This is a genomic window from Polaromonas sp. P1_F1 (assembly GCF_056405795.1).
In genome coordinates, this window is the sequence record NZ_JBFUBJ010000003.1 from 164,615 (window position 1) to 180,737 (window position 16,123).

At 62.9% G+C, this 16,123-nt stretch carries 15 protein-coding genes; 2 read left to right on the top strand and 13 right to left on the bottom strand.

What is annotated here, in order from left to right:
* Positions 1-9: 9 nt before the first annotated feature.
* Together AC1DZE_RS10075 and AC1DZE_RS10080 are read right to left on the bottom strand one after the other, a co-directional pair.
* The gene (locus AC1DZE_RS10075; protein WP_477669764.1) at positions 10-483 is read right to left on the bottom strand and encodes an AtaL-like protein; all 474 of its coding nucleotides are present in this window, start codon (positions 481-483) and stop codon (positions 10-12) included.
* Between the two features lie 40 nt (positions 484-523).
* Positions 524-1,399, bottom strand: a complete 876-nt coding sequence (locus AC1DZE_RS10080) for an SDR family oxidoreductase (RefSeq protein WP_477673023.1) — start codon at positions 1,397-1,399, stop codon at positions 524-526.
* Between the two features lie 101 nt (positions 1,400-1,500).
* Here AC1DZE_RS10080 and AC1DZE_RS10085 point away from each other — a divergent pair, with 101 nt between their 5' ends.
* Positions 1,501-2,400, top strand: coding sequence for a LysR family transcriptional regulator (locus AC1DZE_RS10085; RefSeq protein ID WP_477669766.1), 900 nt, complete (start codon positions 1,501-1,503; stop codon positions 2,398-2,400).
* A 234-nt stretch (positions 2,401-2,634) separates the two neighbouring features.
* Entirely contained in the window at positions 2,635-2,973 is a 339-nt protein-coding gene (locus tag AC1DZE_RS10090; protein WP_477674713.1) for a hypothetical protein, read from the top strand.
* A 99-nt stretch (positions 2,974-3,072) separates the two neighbouring features.
* Here the strand turns inward: AC1DZE_RS10090 and AC1DZE_RS10095 are convergent, their stop codons facing one another.
* The 11 genes from AC1DZE_RS10095 to AC1DZE_RS10145 form a co-directional block, all read right to left on the bottom strand.
* The gene (locus AC1DZE_RS10095) at positions 3,073-3,504 is read right to left on the bottom strand and encodes a group II truncated hemoglobin (RefSeq protein ID WP_477699999.1); all 432 of its coding nucleotides are present in this window, start codon (positions 3,502-3,504) and stop codon (positions 3,073-3,075) included.
* Between the two features lie 721 nt (positions 3,505-4,225).
* A complete protein-coding gene (locus AC1DZE_RS10100; protein ID WP_477700000.1) occupies positions 4,226-6,787 on the bottom strand; it encodes an ABC transporter permease in 2,562 nt (853 codons plus the stop codon).
* A 69-nt stretch (positions 6,788-6,856) separates the two neighbouring features.
* Positions 6,857-8,428, bottom strand: coding sequence for a C13 family peptidase (locus tag AC1DZE_RS10105; RefSeq protein ID WP_477700001.1), 1,572 nt, complete (start codon positions 8,426-8,428; stop codon positions 6,857-6,859).
* Positions 8,429-8,451: 23 nt separating this feature from the next.
* Positions 8,452-9,357 carry a formate dehydrogenase accessory sulfurtransferase FdhD gene (locus AC1DZE_RS10110; RefSeq protein WP_477669770.1) on the bottom strand — a complete coding sequence of 302 codons (906 nt, stop codon included), beginning with the start codon at positions 9,355-9,357 and terminating at the stop codon, positions 8,452-8,454.
* 77 nt (positions 9,358-9,434) lie between these two features.
* Entirely contained in the window at positions 9,435-9,821 is a 387-nt protein-coding gene (locus AC1DZE_RS10115; RefSeq protein ID WP_457279595.1) for a hypothetical protein, read from the bottom strand.
* Between the two features lie 28 nt (positions 9,822-9,849).
* On the bottom strand, positions 9,850-11,028 hold the full coding sequence (locus AC1DZE_RS10120) for a formate dehydrogenase subunit gamma (RefSeq protein ID WP_477669771.1): 1,179 nt from the start codon (positions 11,026-11,028) through the stop codon (positions 9,850-9,852).
* 14 nt (positions 11,029-11,042) lie between these two features.
* Positions 11,043-11,276, bottom strand: coding sequence for a hypothetical protein (locus tag AC1DZE_RS10125; protein WP_477669772.1), 234 nt, complete (start codon positions 11,274-11,276; stop codon positions 11,043-11,045).
* On the bottom strand, positions 11,273-11,893 hold the full coding sequence (gene fdh3B / locus AC1DZE_RS10130; RefSeq protein WP_477648455.1) for a formate dehydrogenase FDH3 subunit beta: 621 nt from the start codon (positions 11,891-11,893) through the stop codon (positions 11,273-11,275). The genes AC1DZE_RS10125 and fdh3B overlap by 4 nt, the downstream gene beginning before the upstream one ends.
* Positions 11,894-12,041: 148 nt before the next feature.
* Positions 12,042-15,011 carry a formate dehydrogenase subunit alpha gene (locus tag AC1DZE_RS10135; protein ID WP_477669773.1) on the bottom strand — a complete coding sequence of 990 codons (2,970 nt, stop codon included), beginning with the start codon at positions 15,009-15,011 and terminating at the stop codon, positions 12,042-12,044.
* Positions 15,012-15,074: 63 nt separating this feature from the next.
* The gene (locus AC1DZE_RS10140) at positions 15,075-15,281 is read right to left on the bottom strand and encodes a formate dehydrogenase (protein ID WP_457279600.1); all 207 of its coding nucleotides are present in this window, start codon (positions 15,279-15,281) and stop codon (positions 15,075-15,077) included.
* Between the two features lie 206 nt (positions 15,282-15,487).
* Positions 15,488-16,105 (bottom strand): TorD/DmsD family molecular chaperone, encoded by a 618-nt coding sequence (locus tag AC1DZE_RS10145; protein ID WP_477669774.1) that lies wholly within the window; start codon positions 16,103-16,105, stop codon positions 15,488-15,490.
* Positions 16,106-16,123 lie beyond the last annotated feature (18 nt).

Here is a 16,123-nt window from a genome sequence, read left to right on the forward strand (position 1 = left end):
GTCTGGCCTTTAAAGTTCGCCCTGCGCGAGCAGTTCCCGGGTGCGTTTGAGCGTCGAGACGAGTGCGCTTTTGTAGCCTTGCTCGCCGTCCATCCAGGCTTGCTCGGCCCGCTCTTCCGGGCCGCCCGGCGTCTTGCCGCGAAGGCCGAGATAACCGTAGAAGCGCAGCTGGAGCTCTCCGGATTCGTCTTCGAACAACTCGTTGACGACCGCGCCTTCGCGCGGGCCGGTGGCCTGGAAGAAGGTCACCTTGCTCTCGGGCTCGAACGCGATGATCTCGCGCAGGTCGGCGCCGGCGATGGTGGCTTCGCGCACGATATGCGTCGCGCTTTCCTCGACGACTTCGCAGCGCGTGCATAGCGCTGGCGGCAGGAAGCGGCGCGCGTCACGCGCCTTGAGAACCAGGCCGGCCCATGCCTGGGCGCGTGTGAGCCTCACCTCGCCCGCTGGATTGACGGGCACTGTAGCGGTCGAATACATCATGATGAGTTCCTTTTTTGGTGGATTGCTGTACGTGTAGTTCTTATGCCGATGCCGACGCGGCGATCTCGGTAGCGAACTCGCGGTAGGACCGCAGCGGGCGACCGAGCAGCGTCGTCAGGCGCTTGACGTCACCCGATTCGGGAACCATTCCCACCGTGAGGAAACGCTCACTCATGAGGCGCATGTCGTACGCCATCCACGGCGGCATAAAATTCAGCAGGTTCTTCTCAAAGCCAGCGGTGTCGTCTCCGCCATAGGTGATTGGGCGGTCCAGCACGGCCGACCAGATGGCGGCGACATCGTCGCCTGTCAGCGTGTCGGGGCCGACGAGGTTGATGCGCTCCAGCGGCAGCGGCTTCGAAGCCTGCTCGCGGCGCAGCAGTTCGATGGCCGCGATCTCGCCGATGTCGCGCGCGTCGATCATGGCCAGGCCCTTGCTGCCGATGGGCATGGGATAGACGCCGTAACCGGTGACCACGTCCCTGATGGTGAGATCGTTGTTCATGAAATAGGCGGGACGCAGGATGGTGGCGGCAAAACCCATCTCTTCGAGCATCCGCTCGACACCGAATTTGCCCGCGAAATGGGGAACGTTCAGGTAGCGGTCGCTGTGGATCACGGAGAGATAGACGACGCGCTCGACGCCGGCTTCACGCGCCAGATTGAGCGTGAGCAGGGCCTGGGTGAACTCGTCGGGAACCACGGCGTTGAGCAGGAACAGGGTGGACACGCCTGTGAACGCGCTCCGCAGGGCTGGTACGTCGAGCAGGTCGCCTGGAACGACTTCGACGCCGGCCGGGAAGTTCGCCTTTGCCGGGTCACGGACCAGTGCGCGTACTTTGGCGCCACGCTGGACGAGCTGCTGGATAACCTGGCGGCCGACGTTGCCAGTTGCGCCAGTAATGAGGATGGTCATGAAATTACTCCGTTGTGTGTTGAAGGAGCCTCAATCTTGATCGATCCACCCAGTATCCGATAGACGTTATATTTAGACACTTCGTCTCACTGGTGGAACATATGGACTTACTTGCCCTTGCAGACTTCAATCTCGTGGCCCGGTATGGGGGCTTTGGGCGGGCCGCCCGCGAATCAGGGCGCCCCAAGGCGACCCTGTCACGGCGGGTGGCCGACCTGGAGAGCGGCCTCAACCTGCGTCTCTTCGAGCGGGGAGCGCGGATCCTCAAGCTCACCGAGGAGGGACGCTCGCTGTACGAAAAGACCTCTGTTTTGCTGGCCGAACTCGACGAGACGGTCGCCACGATTACCTCTGGCGGTGAGACGCCGCGAGGCACATTGAGGGTGAGTGCGCCACTGCTCTTCTCGCAAGCCGCCATGGGCAAGCTCGCCGCCCGGTTCGCGCTGAAGCACCGCGAGGTCCGGCTTGAGGTCATCCCCGAAGACCGTGCAGTCGATATGGTGGAAGAGGGGTACGACCTGGTGATCCGCGTCAACCCCGACCCGGACGAAAACCTGGTGGGGCGGATCTTCCTGAGAGATCGCCTGGTGGTGGTGGCAAGCCCCCAACTCAGCCCACCCACAGGCAAGGCGCCTGTTCCGGTCGTGATGCGGGCAGGCGGGGCAGGAAACCCGAATGAACCCTGGGAAATGACGGGACCAGGCGGTGAACAACGGTTTGCGGTGGACCCCGTCCTGCGCCTGTCATCGCTGTTCATGGTCCGTGATGCAGTCCGGGCAAATGTCGGGGCGGCGCGCATTCCCCTTTCGCTGATCTCCCACGATCTCACAGCCGGAACCCTGGTCCATTGGGGTGACGTGAAGGGGCCGGAGATTGCCCTCTGGGCGCTCTATCCGTCACGCCGCCTGCTGAGCGCCCGCGTATCCGCTTTCCTGGACTGCCTGAAGGAAGCCTTTCCCAACGGGTCACCGGAGGAGTTGGCGGACTACATCGGGAGATGAGGTCTGCACAAACGCCCGACTCTCTCGATGCAGAGACGAGTCCGACACCGCTCTCGAGCCTGGCAAATCCGGAACGAGCCGCCATGGATGTGAACGAATGCTCATTTCCGTTGGCCTCAGACCACTGGCCTGTGGAATAAACCGCCGACCCCTTCTTTAGTTGTCAGGCGCATCCGCGCAATGCGTCTCATCTCGTTAGAGTCGCCTTACTAAAAACAAAGAGGAGTTGTCTGGATGAATGCGCTGCACAGGAAAAAACTTGGCATTGAAGATGGCCACCGGATCGTCCAGAGGGACATCAAGGTGGAAGCCAGTGAAACCCACGTGACGTCGGTGTACTGGTATGACGAAATTGACGGGCAGGGAGATTTTGTGCGCGGCCATGTGCTCAGGGAAACCAACTTCATCCAGAAAGACAGGCAACCCGAACCCGCCAAGGCAGCAGAAGCCGCGCGCAATCGCGGTGAGGATCACCCGGATGATTTGTCGGCCAACTCGCTACGGGCACACATCCGTGAGCGCATGTGGCTTCACAACGTGCTGCCTCACGGCCGGCGCCGATACGCCATCTAGCGAGTATCAATACCGGCCGCAGCCCTTTGCAGTCGGGCGCGAACAGCTATATTTTTCATAGCATTCGGCGACCCGGCATTGCACCGGGACGCTGCATCATCACTCGCCCCTGTTTCGCATCCAGTCGGCCGTCTGGAAAAACGACGCATTGAGCCGCATGCGCAGCGCTTCATCGACACCGGTTTCACGCATGGCCTGGTCCATGCACGCCAGCCACTGGTCACGCTCGGCAATGCCGATCGAGCCGCCGCCGGTTTGTTGCGGCATGTGGCGCATGCGCAGGCGCGGATGGCCGAAGCGGTCGGTGTAGTACTGCGGCCCGCCCAGCCAGCCGCATAAAAACCAGAAGAGGCGCTGGCGGGCGTTGTCCAGGGTGCTGCCGTGCGCGGCGCGCAGGGCTGTGTAGCCGGACTCCAGGTCCATCAGGTCGTAGAAGCGCTCGACCAATGCCTTGACGCGCTCTTCGCCGCCTATCCAGGCGTAGGGAGTTTCGAAGGGAGGGTTTCCTGGGGGCTTTTCTTCTATCTGCATTTTGGGATTATCGAATGTTGGGGTTTGGGGTTGGTTGAGAGGGGCTTTTTTGGGTTGCTGCTGATTCGATGGGGTGTGGTCGTTGATGAGTTCTGCTGGCCGGGGGTTGCCCGGCATGCAAGTAACTTTCTTTTGCTTCGCCAAAAGAAAGTCACCAAAGAAAAGGCGACCCTGGTTCCTGCGTCCCTACGCTTCGCTGCGGGCAACCTGCGGTGCTCGGTCCAGCCGGGGTCAAAAACAACTCGCTTCGCTCAAACAAGTTTTTGCCCTGGTCCGTCTGGACCTCCGCTCCTCGGCGCATCCACAAGGGCCAATCGGGAACGGGGACCGAATACCAAAGACAAATACCAACCAAGACTCGCCAGGGCGAGTCCTGGTTTCTTCTGGTATTCCGGGTTCTGTCTTCGGCTGTTGGGTATTTCTTCTCCCCACCCCTTCTGTCTGCGCCGAGGAGCGCAGGGTCAGGCGGATCAGGGATCGCGATTGTCTGAGCCGAAGGCGAGTTCGAGCGAGACCCCGCCTGGACCGAGCACCGCAGGTTGCCCGTAGCGAAGCGTAGGGTCGCAGACAGCAGGGTCGCCTTTTCTTTTGCTTACTTTTCTTTTGGCGAAGCAAAAGAAAAGTGAGTAGCTGCCGGGCTACCCCCGGCCAGCAACCCTCAGCAAAAAACACGTCCTGAAAATCAACCCAGCCTCAGCAAAGAGGGGAATTGGAAGAGCCGTTATTGCGCCTTCCGCAAAGTCTCCACCACTGGCGTATTCAAAACCGACCTCAACCCCCACCACCCCGCCGCCAGTGCCAGCAAAGCCCCCGCCAGGCTGCCCACCAAAGGCACCGTCCACGAACCAGTCCAGCTGAAGTCAAACACAAAGCGAGCCAAACCCCAGCCCACCGCCAGCGCAACGATGGAAGCCAGAAAGCCAGCCAGCAAACCAACGCCCGCCAATTCAGCCCGCTGCACCTGCCGCAGCAGCGAAGCACGCGCACCCACGGCCCGCATGATGGCGAATTCACGGGCGCGCTCTTCACGCGTGGCAGTGATGGCGGCGAAGAGCACGACCAGGCCCGCGGCCAGCGTGAAGCCGAACAAAAATTCCACCGCGCGTATCACCTGGTCGAGCACGCGCTGCACCTGCGCCAGGGTGCTGCTCATGTCGACATTGGTAATGTTGGGAAATGCCCTGACCAGCGTGTTGTCAAAACTCTGGGCATGCGGCTGGCCAGGCACGGCGGCTGGCGGCTCGGGTGCGCGAAAAGCGCTGATGAAGGACACAGGCACATCGGCCGGGAGCTGCGCCACCGGGTACATCACAAAGAAATTGACGCGCATGGAGCCCCAGTCGACCTTGCGCAGGCTGGTGATCTTCGCTTCACTGAGCTGGCCGCCGATGTCAAACCGCAGTGAGTCGCCTAGCTTGAGGCCCAGTGTTTTGGCCAGGCCTTCTTCCACGCTCACGGCGTCTTTTTCGCCGCCCGTCCAGCGCCCGCCGGTGACCTGGTTGTGACCGGGCATCTCGGCACTGTTGGACAAATTGAATTCGCGGTCCACCAGGCGCTTGGCGCGGTCGTCTTCAAAGTCGTCGGGCGTGACGGCCTTGCCGTTCACCGCCACCAGGCGGCCGCGGATCATGGGGTACCAGTCGAACTTCTTCACGCCGCCGTCGCGCAGCGCTTTCTGGAAAGCCTCGCCCTGCTCCGGCTGCACGTTGATGACAAAACGGTTGGGCGCATCGGGCGGCGTCGCCTTGCGCCAGCTGCTGATGAGGTCTGTGCGCAGCAGCACCAGCAGCATCAGGGCCAGCAGGCCGACCGCAAGGGCGCTGGTCTGCACCACGGCATACATGGGCCGGGCGGACAGCTGCCGCGTGGCCAGCACCAGCCAGCGCGGGGCGGTAACTTCGTTGACGCTGGTGCGCAGCAGCTTGACGGCGGCAAAACTGGCCGCGGCAAACACCAGCACCGCGCCGGCAAAACCGCCGACGGCAATCAGGCCCAGCTTCAAATCACTGCTGGCGGCGACCAGCAGGGCCGCAAAGCCGGCCACACCCACGCCCAGCACCGCCATTGACGCGGGTTTGAGGTTGCCGACGTCGCGGCGGATGACGCGCAGCGGTGGCACCTGCGCCAGCTGCAGCACCGGCGGCAGGCCAAAGGCCAGCAGCAGCGTCAGGCCCATGCCCATGCCGAACACGACGGGCCACCAGGTGGCCGCCGGCAACGCGGTTTCAACCAGCCCGGCCAGCAGCAGCACAAAGGCGTAATGCACGGCGAAACCCAGCGCCACGCCAAGGGCGCTGGCCAGCATGCCGGCCACGACAAACTCAAAGGTGTAGGCCAGGGCAATAGTGCGCTGGGGCTGGCCCAGCACGCGCAGCATGGCGCAGTCGTCCAGGTGCTTGGTGGCGAAACCGCGCGCGACGATGGCCACCGCCACCGCGCTCAGCAAGGCCGCCAGCAAGGCCACCAGGTTGAGGAATTTTTCCGCGCGGTCCAGCGTCTGCCGCATCTCGGGGCTGCCCGATTCGAGCGACTCCAATCGCACGCCGCGGATGCCCGACTCCGCGCCGGGTTTCTTGATCTCGTCGGCGGCCCACTTCACATAGGCCTTGACGGCCTTGTCGTCGCCGGCCACGGCAAAGCGGTAATTGGTGCGGCTGGCGGGCTGGATCAGGTTGGTGGCGGCCACGTCGGCCTGGTTGATCATCACGCGGGGAGAAAAGCTGATGAACCCGGCGCCGCGGTCGGGCTCCTGCACGATGACGCGGGTGACCTTGAAGCTGGCGTCGCCCATCAACAGGGCCTGGCCGAGCTTGAGGCCCAGCGCATCGAGCAGCGAGGCGTCGGCCCAGGCCGTGCCGGGAGCCGGCACTTCCCGCGTGTCCTCGCCGGGGCCTTCCAGGCTGTCGGCGATTTTCATGCTGCCGCGCAGCGGATAACCTTCCGGCACCCCCTTGAAAGCCACCAGCTTGCTGGCGCCGCCGTCCGCGTCGGTGGCGCGGCCCATGGTGGGAAAGGTGACGGTGGAGATCGCCTTCAGGCCCAGCGCCTGCGCCTTGGCTATGAAGGCTTCCGGTGTGATGCCGTCACTGCGGATCACGGCGTCGCCGCCCAGCAGCTGACGGGCATCGCGTTGCAGGCCGCCCTTGAGGCGATCGGCAAAAAAACCGACCGCGGTGAGCGCAGCAACCGCCAGGGTCACCGCGACGATCAGGAGGCGCAGCTCGCCGGCGCGCAGGTCACGCAACAGGGTTTTCCAGCCGAGCTTGAGGAAAAGGGTGTTCATGCGCAGACCATAACGCAAAGTCCGCATCCCGGCATCATGGCCGGGTTTTGCAAAGGATTTAGTGCAGGGTTACGGAGACGTCTTGAAGCCGGGTCCCGCCACCACCGGGGCTGGAGCTGGAGCCGAAACCGGAGCGCCCGGCAAGGCATCCAGCCGCTGCTCCAGCGCGCGCAGCACGGGCCCGATGCCGGTTCCCGCCCTGATCTGCGGGTTGGAAAAGCCGTCGTCCTTGCCGGCGTCGATTTCGCGCTGCTTGATCACCGGAACGGCACGGGAAAAAGCCTGCTCAAAAGAATGTGTCTTGCGCAGCTGCTCGTCAAACATGGCACGGCCGAAGAACGTGAGTTCGGACAGGCGCCCACAACCGTAAGAGGTATGGGTGGCGTCGGCCGCCGTCATGACCAGGGTGGTATCGCTGGCCAGGGTGTCGATCCAGCCGCCGGAATAGCAGGCCGATATCGCGATCACGCGGTGGCGGATGCCGGCGTTGTCGAGCGCCTCGCGCAGCTCGCCGGGACTGAGCGGCGGTACCTGCAGCGGCCAGTGGGAGGCGGCCAGCTTGAAGTCGCTGGCGCCGTGCGAAGTCATGTAGACCACCAGCACGTCGTTGTCGCGATCCATGCGCTGGGCCAGCGCGTCGATGGCGCGCTGCAAATTCAGCGTGGTGGCCCAGGGATGGGTTTGCACGGTGCTGGCATGGTTGACCAGGTGCATCACGCGGCCTTCGGCATCGAAGCGCTCGGCAAGCACACGGCTGACCATGGTGCTTTCCCGCAGGAACACATCTTCTGCGGCATAAGGGGCAAACACCAGGCCGTAGACGTCGGTGATACCGCGGCGCTGCGGCTCGATGGCGGCCATCGTCTTTTCCATCAGCGCCTGCTGCTCTTCAAAAACCTGCTGGCTCAGCTGCAGGCGGGGCCGGCTGTCTTCAGGGGCCTGGCTCGCGTAGTCCGCCCCCCAGGTACGCACCTCGAATTGCCAGGCGGACACGCCTGTGGTTGCCAGCAGGACCAGCGCAAATACGGCAGTCCGCCAGGTCCATCCGGCGAAACGCACGAAGAGGAAAAGGCTCACGCCAAGCGCCCAGGCTGTCACCGCCGCATACAACGCCCAGTAAAACCAGGGAGCGGAAAACACCGCCGCCTTGATCCAGCCGTGCGCAATCGCAGCAACCACGCCCTGGGCGAGCAGCACATTGGGCAGCCCCGCTGCCAGCCACAGCGCGAAAAAGGCCGCCACACCGCGAGGCGGTTGGTCACCGGGAACCGGCTCGTCCGCTTCAGGGGCAGGCACAACTGCCGAAGCAGGAAAAGCCCACCACGCCAGGCCAACGCCCAACCCGATCGTCCACCATGTCGACAACCAGGCCTGCAGGTTAAACACCGCGGGGCCTGCAATTTCCAGCCGCATCAACGCAACTTCCATGGTTGCGGCCAGCATCACAATGCCCATCACCTGCAATGGCGTCGGCGTTTTCCCCGCCACGCGGACAGATAGGAAAAACGCAGCACGAACTCCCTCCAGTATCCAGCGCAGTGTGCTCAGCCGGCCAGAGGTATCAGGACGGCCGCAGTCCACCGGGCTCAGCAAGGGTTCCGGGATGCCAGGCGAGGTGTGTTGGACGTGGGCGTCGTGCATGGCGGCATCATGCCACGGCAGATTCAGGGCTCAGCGCCCACATTGCGAGGGCGGGGGCCAGCCAGTTCTGGCTGCAGCTTGAGCCGCTGCGGGTTGGCATAACAGACAAAACGCTTGTTGGTGGCGCGGCCAATCGCGCACAGGCCGACTGACTGCGCGACCTGATGGCCCATCTGCGTGATGCCGCTGCGCGAGACCACAATGGGCACCCCCATCTGCGCGGACTTGATGACCATTTCGCTGGTGAGGCGGCCTGTGGTGTAGAAAACTTTGTTCGCCTCATTCACCGATGGGCTGTCTTGCATGGACATCCAGCCAGCGATGGTGTCTATGGCGTTGTGGCGGCCCACGTCTTCCACGAAGAGCAGCATTTCAGGGTCGCCCGCCGTCATCGCAAACAATGCACACGCATGCACCGAGCCGGCGGATTTGTACGTCGTTTCCTTGAGTCGTATGGTGTTGACGAGGGAATACAACTGGGCCTGGGTAATACGTGCATCAGCGGGCAGCACGATGCTGTCGACTTCGTCCATCAGGCCGCCAAACACACTGCCCTGCCCGCAACCCGTGGTGACCACACGGCGCGAGGTTTTCTCTTCAATGTCTTCAATGCCGTGGTGTGTCTTGACGGCAGCCGCGCCCACGTCCCAGTCGACGGTGATGGACTCGATATCGGTCACATCCTTGACCAGCCGCTGGTTGCGCAGGTAGCCGAGCACCAGCAACTCGGGGTGAGCGCCCAATGTCATGAGCGTCACAAGCTCGCGCTTGTCGACATACACCGTGAGGGCGCGCTCGGCGGGGATGGCGACCTTGTGCGCCTCGCCATATTCATTGACGGCATCAACCTCGCAGGTCAGGGGCGCCTGGGCGTTGGTCAGCCGGGGCAGGCTTTGCGGACGTGAAAGAGGGGGTGTCGAGGCGGGCATGAGGGAAGACTACAACAAAAAAGCCGGCCCCTCGCGGGGTCGGCTTTTTGGGAAACGAAACGACTCAGCAGGATGGCTCAAGACTTCTTGGCGGGGTTTCCAACCGCATCGGGCTGCTTGGTACTGGGCGGGCTGGTAGCGTTGCCTGCGGGTGAATGCGCGCCGGCCGCTTCGATCGGCTTTGCTGCAGGCGGGGTGTAGGCGAAGGGGCCGGGGTCCGCGCAAGCAGGTGCAGGCGTCGGCGGTTTGGTCTCTTTGCCGGTGGCCTTGGCCGTTTTGTAATAGCTGGCGGCGACCTTGTCTTGCGATTTGCACAGCTGGTAGGCCTCCAGCTTGCCGGTCCAGGCGGTCTTGGCGGCCGCTTCTGCGGCCTTGGCCTTGGCTTCGTCGCTCAGGGCGGGCAGTTTGGCCAGCGACGCGGCCGATGCGGCGGCCAGCAAGCTCATGATCAGAATTTTTTTCATGGGATTCCTCACTACAACTCTTCGGGGCTTATGCCTGCGCCGTCTGGCCGGGCGGGTCAACAGGCTTGCTGCGTTGGGCCGGAATGTTCCCGGCTTTGACATCGTCATACCAGTATTCGTGGTGCTCACGGGCCCAGGTCTCATCGACGTAACCTGTACGCATGGCCTTGTAGGCGCCCTGCATGCCGATGGTGCCGAGGTAGATATGGCCGAGGAACAAACACATCATGAGCACGGTGGCCACGGCGTGCACCATGTGTGCGACCTGCATCGTCGAGCGCTCATAGATCAGGCCGGGCAGCAGCTTGTCGAGCACAAAGCCCGACGACACCACCACGATGCCCAGGAAGAACACGCCGCCCCAGAAGATGAGTTTTTCGCCGGCGTTGAAACGGTTCGAAGGCGGTTCTTCGCCGCCCGTGATCAGGCCACCGCCTTTGGCCAGCCAGTGCAGATCGCCCTTTTGCGGCCAGTTGTCGCGCAGGAAGGTCAGGAACACGATCACCAGCGACACCGCGAACAGCGGGCCGGCAAAGTTGTGCATGGTCTTGAGGGTCCAGGTCAGCCAGCCGAAGAGCGCGCCACCGATCACGGGCAGCAGAAAGAATTTGCCAAACGCCATGACCAGACCTGAGATGGCCAGGATGCAGAACGCGATCGCGTTGGACCAATGCGCGGCACGCTCAAACGGCGTGAATCGTTCGATCTTGCGGCCGGTGTCGACGCCGTGGATTTTGATCGAACCCTTGCTGAAGTAAAAAATCGCGATGGCCAACAGCACGATCAGGAACAGCGAGCCCCCATAGGGAATGATCCAGTTGTTGCGCACCTGTCGCCAGGCTTCGCCGGCGTTGGTCAGGCGTGAGCCGGGGTACTGCACAAAGGGCTGAATCAGGTTGCCGGCTTCGGGCGCTTCGCTCTTGGGCAGGCTGCTGTAGCCGGTGACGCCCTCGCCCACCTGGCGCCACATGGGCGCGTTGTTGCCCGGTTGCACTTTTGCGCGTTCACCATTGGTCTGCTTGGCGTAGTTGGGGTCGGCGCTGGCCTCGGGCTTGACCTCAAAGATGTTCTGGCCCTGGATGCCGCCGGTGGCGGCGGGAGCGGTAGCAGGCGCGGCGGTGGCCGGCGGAGCCGCAGGCGCCTGCGCGCAGGCAAGTCCCGCCAGGCTGGCCGCTATGAAAAATATAGCTGTTCGCGCACGATACATAAGGCCTCCGGTCACTATTTCGAGCTACCGATCTTGTTGTACTCGTTCTGGCTGTTCTGCGCGCGGGCCTTCAGGCCTTGCTCCCAGCTGGTCTTGTCGCCGGCCTTCCAGCCTGGCGCCGCAAACTGGGTTTGCACGCCCTGGTAGGCGGCGCCGTCGCTTTTCACACCGCTGCCCAGGGTTTGCGGTTTTTCGCCGCAGGCCGACAAAGCCGACAAGGAGAGGGTCCAGACAAGAAGGCGCATCATGATTTGGCTCCTGCGGGCGGCTGACCGGCCTGTTTGGATCCGTAGGCCGTGCCCCAGCCCCAGACTTCGGCGCCCTTGCCGCGTTGCACCACACGGTTGCGGAAGATGTCGGCGACCACATCACCGTCGCCGGCGAGCAGGGCCTTGGTTGAGCACATTTCGGCGCAGGCCGGCAGCTTGCCTTCGGCCAGGCGGTTGCGGCCGTACTTTTCAAACTCGGCCTGGCTGCCGTTGACTTCAGGGCCGCCGGCGCAGAAGGTGCACTTGTCCATCTTGCCGCGCACGCCAAAGGTGCCGGCAGCCGGGAACTGCGGTGCGCCGAACGGGCAGGCGTAGGAGCAGTAGCCACAGCCAATGCAGACGTCCTTGTCATGCAGGACCACGCCTTCGTCGGTGCGGTAAAAGCAGTTGACAGGGCAGACGGCCATGCAGGGGGCGTCGCTACAGTGCATGCAGGCCACCGAGATGGATTTCTCGCCGGGAACACCGTCGTTGAGTGTGACCACGCGGCGGCGGTTCACACCCCACGGGACTTCGTTTTCGTTTTTGCAGGCGGTGACGCAGCCGTTGCATTCGATGCAGCGCTCCGCATCACAAACAAATTTCATGCGTGCCATGACGTCTCCAGAGAAAACCGTTTGATCGGAAGCTTGCGCGGGGCTCTGCCCAAGCAGGGGCCGCGGAACCGGCTTTGCCGGGCCGCAGGCGCAGCGGCCCCCTCGGGGGGCAGCGCATTACACGAAGTGAAAAGCGTGGGGGTCATGTTTATGCCCTTTCGACGTTGCAGACCGTCGTTTTTGTTTCTTGCATCATCGTGACGCTGTCGTAGCCGTATGTTGTTGCCGTGTTGATTGCCTCGCCGCGCACAACCGGTGCCGCGCCATTCGGGTAGTACGCCAGCATGTCGGCGCCTTGCCAGCGGCCCGAGAAGTGGAAAGGCATGAACACGGTGTCAGGCCCCACGCGCTCGGTCACCAGGGCCTGCACATTGAGGCGTGCGCCGGTGGGGGTGCTGACCCAGGCGCGTTCGCCGTTGCGTATGCCTTTTTCGGCTGCGACCTTGGGGTTGATCTCGATGAACATCTCCTGCTGCAGTTCGGCCAGCCAGGGGTTGGAGCGGGTTTCTTCGCCGCCGCCTTCATATTCCACCAGCCGACCGGAGGTCATGACCAACGGGAATTTCTCATGCACCTTGTCGGCGATGTTCTTTTGCTGGATGGTTTTGTACAGCGTGGGCAGGCGCCAGAAGGCTTTCTTGTCGTCGTGCGTCGGGTACTTGGCCATGAGGTCGGCCCGGTTGCCGTAAAGCGGCTCGCGGTGCTGCGGAATGGCGTCGGGGAAGTTCCAGACCACGGCGCGCGCCTTGGCATTGCCGAAGGGATGGCAGCCATGGTTCTTCATGACAACGCGGATGATGCCGCCCGATGAGTCGGTCTTCCAGTTCTTGCCTTCGGCGGCGGTTTTCTCGGCATCGGTCAGCTCGTCCCACCAGCCGAGTTTTTTGACCAGCAGGTGGTCGAACTCGGGGTAGCCGGTCTGGATGTCGGCACCCTTGGAATGGGATCCGTCTTCTGCCAGCAGGTTTTTGCCTTCGCGTTCCACGCCGAAGTTGGCGCGGAAGTTACCGCCGCCTTCCATCACATGTTTGGAGGTGTCATACAGGTTGGGCGAGCCCGGGTGTTTCATCTCGGGCGTGCCGTAGCAGGGCCATGGCAGGCCGAAGTAATCGCCCGTGGTGTCGTAGCCGGTTGCCTTGTCAACGCCGCCTTTGGACTTGAGGGTCTTGACGTCGAACAGGTGCATGTTGCGCATGTGCGCCTTGAGGCGCTCCGGGCTCTGGCCGGTGTAGCCGATGGTCCAGCAGGTCTTGTTGATCTCGCGCAGGATGTCTTCGGGCACGGGCTCGTCCATGCCCTTGACCTTTTGCATCTTGTAGTTCTTGGAAAGCTCTCTGGCAAAGCCGAGCTTTTCGGCGAACTGGTGCATGATCATGTGGTCGGTACGGCTCTCCCAGAGCGGCTCGATCACTTTTTCGCGCCACTGGATGGAACGGTTGGAAGCCGTCACCGAGCCGCTGGTTTCAAACTGCGTGGCGGCCGGCAGCAAATACACCGCGCGGTTGGGGTTGAGGTCTTCGGCCTTGCCGGGCATGGCCGCCATGGCGGCGGTGGCCGATGGATACGGATCCACCACCACCAGCAGGTCCAGCTTGTCCATCGCGCGTTTCATTTCCAGGCCGCGCGTCTGTGAGTTGGGCGCGTGGCCCCAGAAGAAGACGCCGCGCAGGTTGGAGTCCTGGTCGATGAATTCGTTTTTCTCCATCACGCCGTCGATCCAGCGCGAGACCGTGATGCCGGGTTTTCCCATCATGGCGGCGGAGGCATAACGCCCCTTGATCCAGTCGAACTCGACGCCCCAGATCTTTGCGAAGTGCTTCCAGGAGCCCTCGGCCAGGCCGTAGTAGCCGGGCAGCGAATCGGGGTTGGGGCCGACGTCGGTGGCGCCCTGCACGTTGTCGTGACCGCGGAAGATGTTGGTACCGCCGCCGGAAACACCGACATTGCCCAGCGCCAGCTGCAGGATGCACGAAGCACGAACCATGGCGTTGCCGATGGTGTGCTGGGTCTGGCCCATGCACCAGACGATGGTGGACGGCCGGTTCTTGGCCATCATCTCAGCAGCCATGTAGACACGCGCCTCGGGCACGCCACAGGCTTCTTCCACCTTGTCGGGCGTCCATTTGGCCAGCACGTCTTCCTTGACCTTGTCCATGCCGTAGACACGGTCGTTGATGTACTTCTTGTCTTCCCAGCCGTTCTTGAAGATGTGATACAGCATGCCGAACAGGAAGGGGATGTCGGAGCCGGAGCGGATGCGGATGTATTCGTCGGCCTTGGCGGCAGTGCGGGTAAAGCGCGGATCGACCACGATCATCTTGCAGCCGGTTTCCTTGGCGTGCAGCATGTGCAGCAGGCTGACGGGGTGGGCCTCGGCCGCGTTGGAGCCGATGTACAGGGCGACCTTGCTGTTTTGCATGTCGTTGTACGAATTGGTCATGGCGCCGTAGCCCCAGGTGTTGGCGACGCCGGCCACCGTGGTGGAGTGGCAGATGCGGGCCTGGTGGTCGCAGTTGTTGCTGCCCCACAGGCTCATCCACTTGCGCAGCAGGTAGGCCTGCTCGTTGTTGTGTTTGGACGACCCCACCACATACACCGAGTCAGGGCCGCTGGCCTTGCGCAGCTCCAGCATGCGGTCGGTGATTTCCTTCAGGGCGACGTCCCAGCTGATGCGCTCGTATTTTCCGTTCACCAGCTTCATCGGATAGCGCAGGCGGTATTCGCCGTGGCCGTGCTCGCGCAGGGCAGCGCCCTTGGCGCAATGGGCCCCAAGGTTGATGGGCGAATCAAACACCGGCTCCTGGCGGACCCAGACGCCGTTCTCTACTACGGCGTCGACCGCACAGCCGACAGAGCAATGGCTGCAGACGGTGCGCTTGACTTCGATCTTTCCCGTGCCGTCGCCAGCGCCCGGTGTGGCGGCCTTGGCCTTTTTGACCAGGGTTAATTGCGTAGCGGCCAGGCCGACGCCGACACCCAGGCCGGAGCGGCGCAGGAAGGCGCGGCGGTCCATGGTGGGCAGCGCATTGGACAGGCCCCGCGACAGGCTTTGCACAAAGCGCGCGGAACCCGCGCGATGCACGGGATGGACATCAGAAGATTTTTTCGTGAGCAGCATGAAGCTCTCCGTAGAAGGTGAAATCGGGGGGGCCGGTCGGGCGGAACTGGAAGCCAGGGCTATCTAGATGCGGGTGGTCTTGTAGTAGCGCTTGACGTGTTCCGAGAGGCTGTAGCCGCCGCCTTTTTCAGGGGCCGGCTTGGGCTCTGGAAGCTCGGCTTGAAGCGCAGGTGCGCCGGGCAACGCGACGATGGCCGCGGCTGCCGCGCCTGTGGCGGCTGCGCCGAAAAAGAATCCCCTGCGTGAGGGTTTTGGCTGGCTGTCCTGCATGGTGATCTCCAGGGGAAGGCTTGCTGGCTATGTAACCGTTTGCATAGTACTGTAAGGCAGAGCGCTGCGCACCACAATGGTTAGCGCCGCTCAACGTCCAAGTCTAGGGAAAACGATAGGCGATCTTATTGTCAGACTCGGCGGCTCTGGCCGGCTGGCCATTCAAAAGCTGTCTCATTTTGAGAAAAAAAAAGTTCATGCATCCCTCAGGCCAGCATGTCGAAGCCCTGCGCCTCAACGCTGATGAAGGTCTGGGTAAAGGCCGCGAGCGCGGCATAAAAACGCGCCTTGGGATGCGCCGTGATGGCATCGCACATCAGCGGCACCCAGGGCTGGACATGACGCGCGAAAAATTCTCGCTGGCGTGTCAAATTGGCTACCTCGACATCGTCGCCGGCGATCAGGTAGCGCATGACTTCGCACAGGTAGGCCACATGGTCTTCGGTCTCGGGCATGGTCTCGTCACGTGCCAGGCCTAACGCGGCGATGTCGGTGCGCAAGGCCGCCAACGGCTTCTCATTGAGGAAACCGCTGAGGTAGTGCGAACCAAAGAGGTACACCTCGGGTTTGCCGACGCCGCCGAACAGGGCGTCGTGTTCGCGAGTGATGTCGGCCAGGCTGTGTGCGCGGGCGGCTGCGACGAGTTCGCCCCACGAACTTTCGAGCAAGCCTCCTGCGGCGGGTGCCTCAGTCACGGCAACGCGGAGGTTTTCATGCAACTCTGCGGAGGGTGCCGAATAGTAAAGCGCGGCCAGCAAGCCATAGACTTCGGCCCGCGCGGTTTCTTCGTCCAGGGTAGAGGCGGTAAGTTGGGCTTGCGTCATGGTGGCGTCTGGTTCTTT

Coding starts and splice junctions, on each gene's coding strand:
- AC1DZE_RS10075 (WP_477669764.1), bottom strand. CDS start 483: ATGATGTATTCGACCGCTACAGTGCCCGTCAATCCAGCGGGCGAGGTG.
- AC1DZE_RS10080 (WP_477673023.1), bottom strand. CDS start 1,399: ATGACCATCCTCATTACTGGCGCAACTGGCAACGTCGGCCGCCAGGTT.
- AC1DZE_RS10085 (WP_477669766.1), top strand. CDS start 1,501: ATGGACTTACTTGCCCTTGCAGACTTCAATCTCGTGGCCCGGTATGGG.
- AC1DZE_RS10090 (WP_477674713.1), top strand. CDS start 2,635: ATGAATGCGCTGCACAGGAAAAAACTTGGCATTGAAGATGGCCACCGG.
- AC1DZE_RS10095 (WP_477699999.1), bottom strand. CDS start 3,504: ATGCAGATAGAAGAAAAGCCCCCAGGAAACCCTCCCTTCGAAACTCCC.
- AC1DZE_RS10100 (WP_477700000.1), bottom strand. CDS start 6,787: ATGAACACCCTTTTCCTCAAGCTCGGCTGGAAAACCCTGTTGCGTGAC.
- AC1DZE_RS10105 (WP_477700001.1), bottom strand. CDS start 8,428: ATGCACGACGCCCACGTCCAACACACCTCGCCTGGCATCCCGGAACCC.
- AC1DZE_RS10110 (WP_477669770.1), bottom strand. CDS start 9,357: ATGCCCGCCTCGACACCCCCTCTTTCACGTCCGCAAAGCCTGCCCCGG.
- AC1DZE_RS10115 (WP_457279595.1), bottom strand. CDS start 9,821: ATGAAAAAAATTCTGATCATGAGCTTGCTGGCCGCCGCATCGGCCGCG.
- AC1DZE_RS10120 (WP_477669771.1), bottom strand. CDS start 11,028: ATGTATCGTGCGCGAACAGCTATATTTTTCATAGCGGCCAGCCTGGCG.
- AC1DZE_RS10125 (WP_477669772.1), bottom strand. CDS start 11,276: ATGATGCGCCTTCTTGTCTGGACCCTCTCCTTGTCGGCTTTGTCGGCC.
- fdh3B (WP_477648455.1), bottom strand. CDS start 11,893: ATGGCACGCATGAAATTTGTTTGTGATGCGGAGCGCTGCATCGAATGC.
- AC1DZE_RS10135 (WP_477669773.1), bottom strand. CDS start 15,011: ATGCTGCTCACGAAAAAATCTTCTGATGTCCATCCCGTGCATCGCGCG.
- AC1DZE_RS10140 (WP_457279600.1), bottom strand. CDS start 15,281: ATGCAGGACAGCCAGCCAAAACCCTCACGCAGGGGATTCTTTTTCGGC.
- AC1DZE_RS10145 (WP_477669774.1), bottom strand. CDS start 16,105: ATGACGCAAGCCCAACTTACCGCCTCTACCCTGGACGAAGAAACCGCG.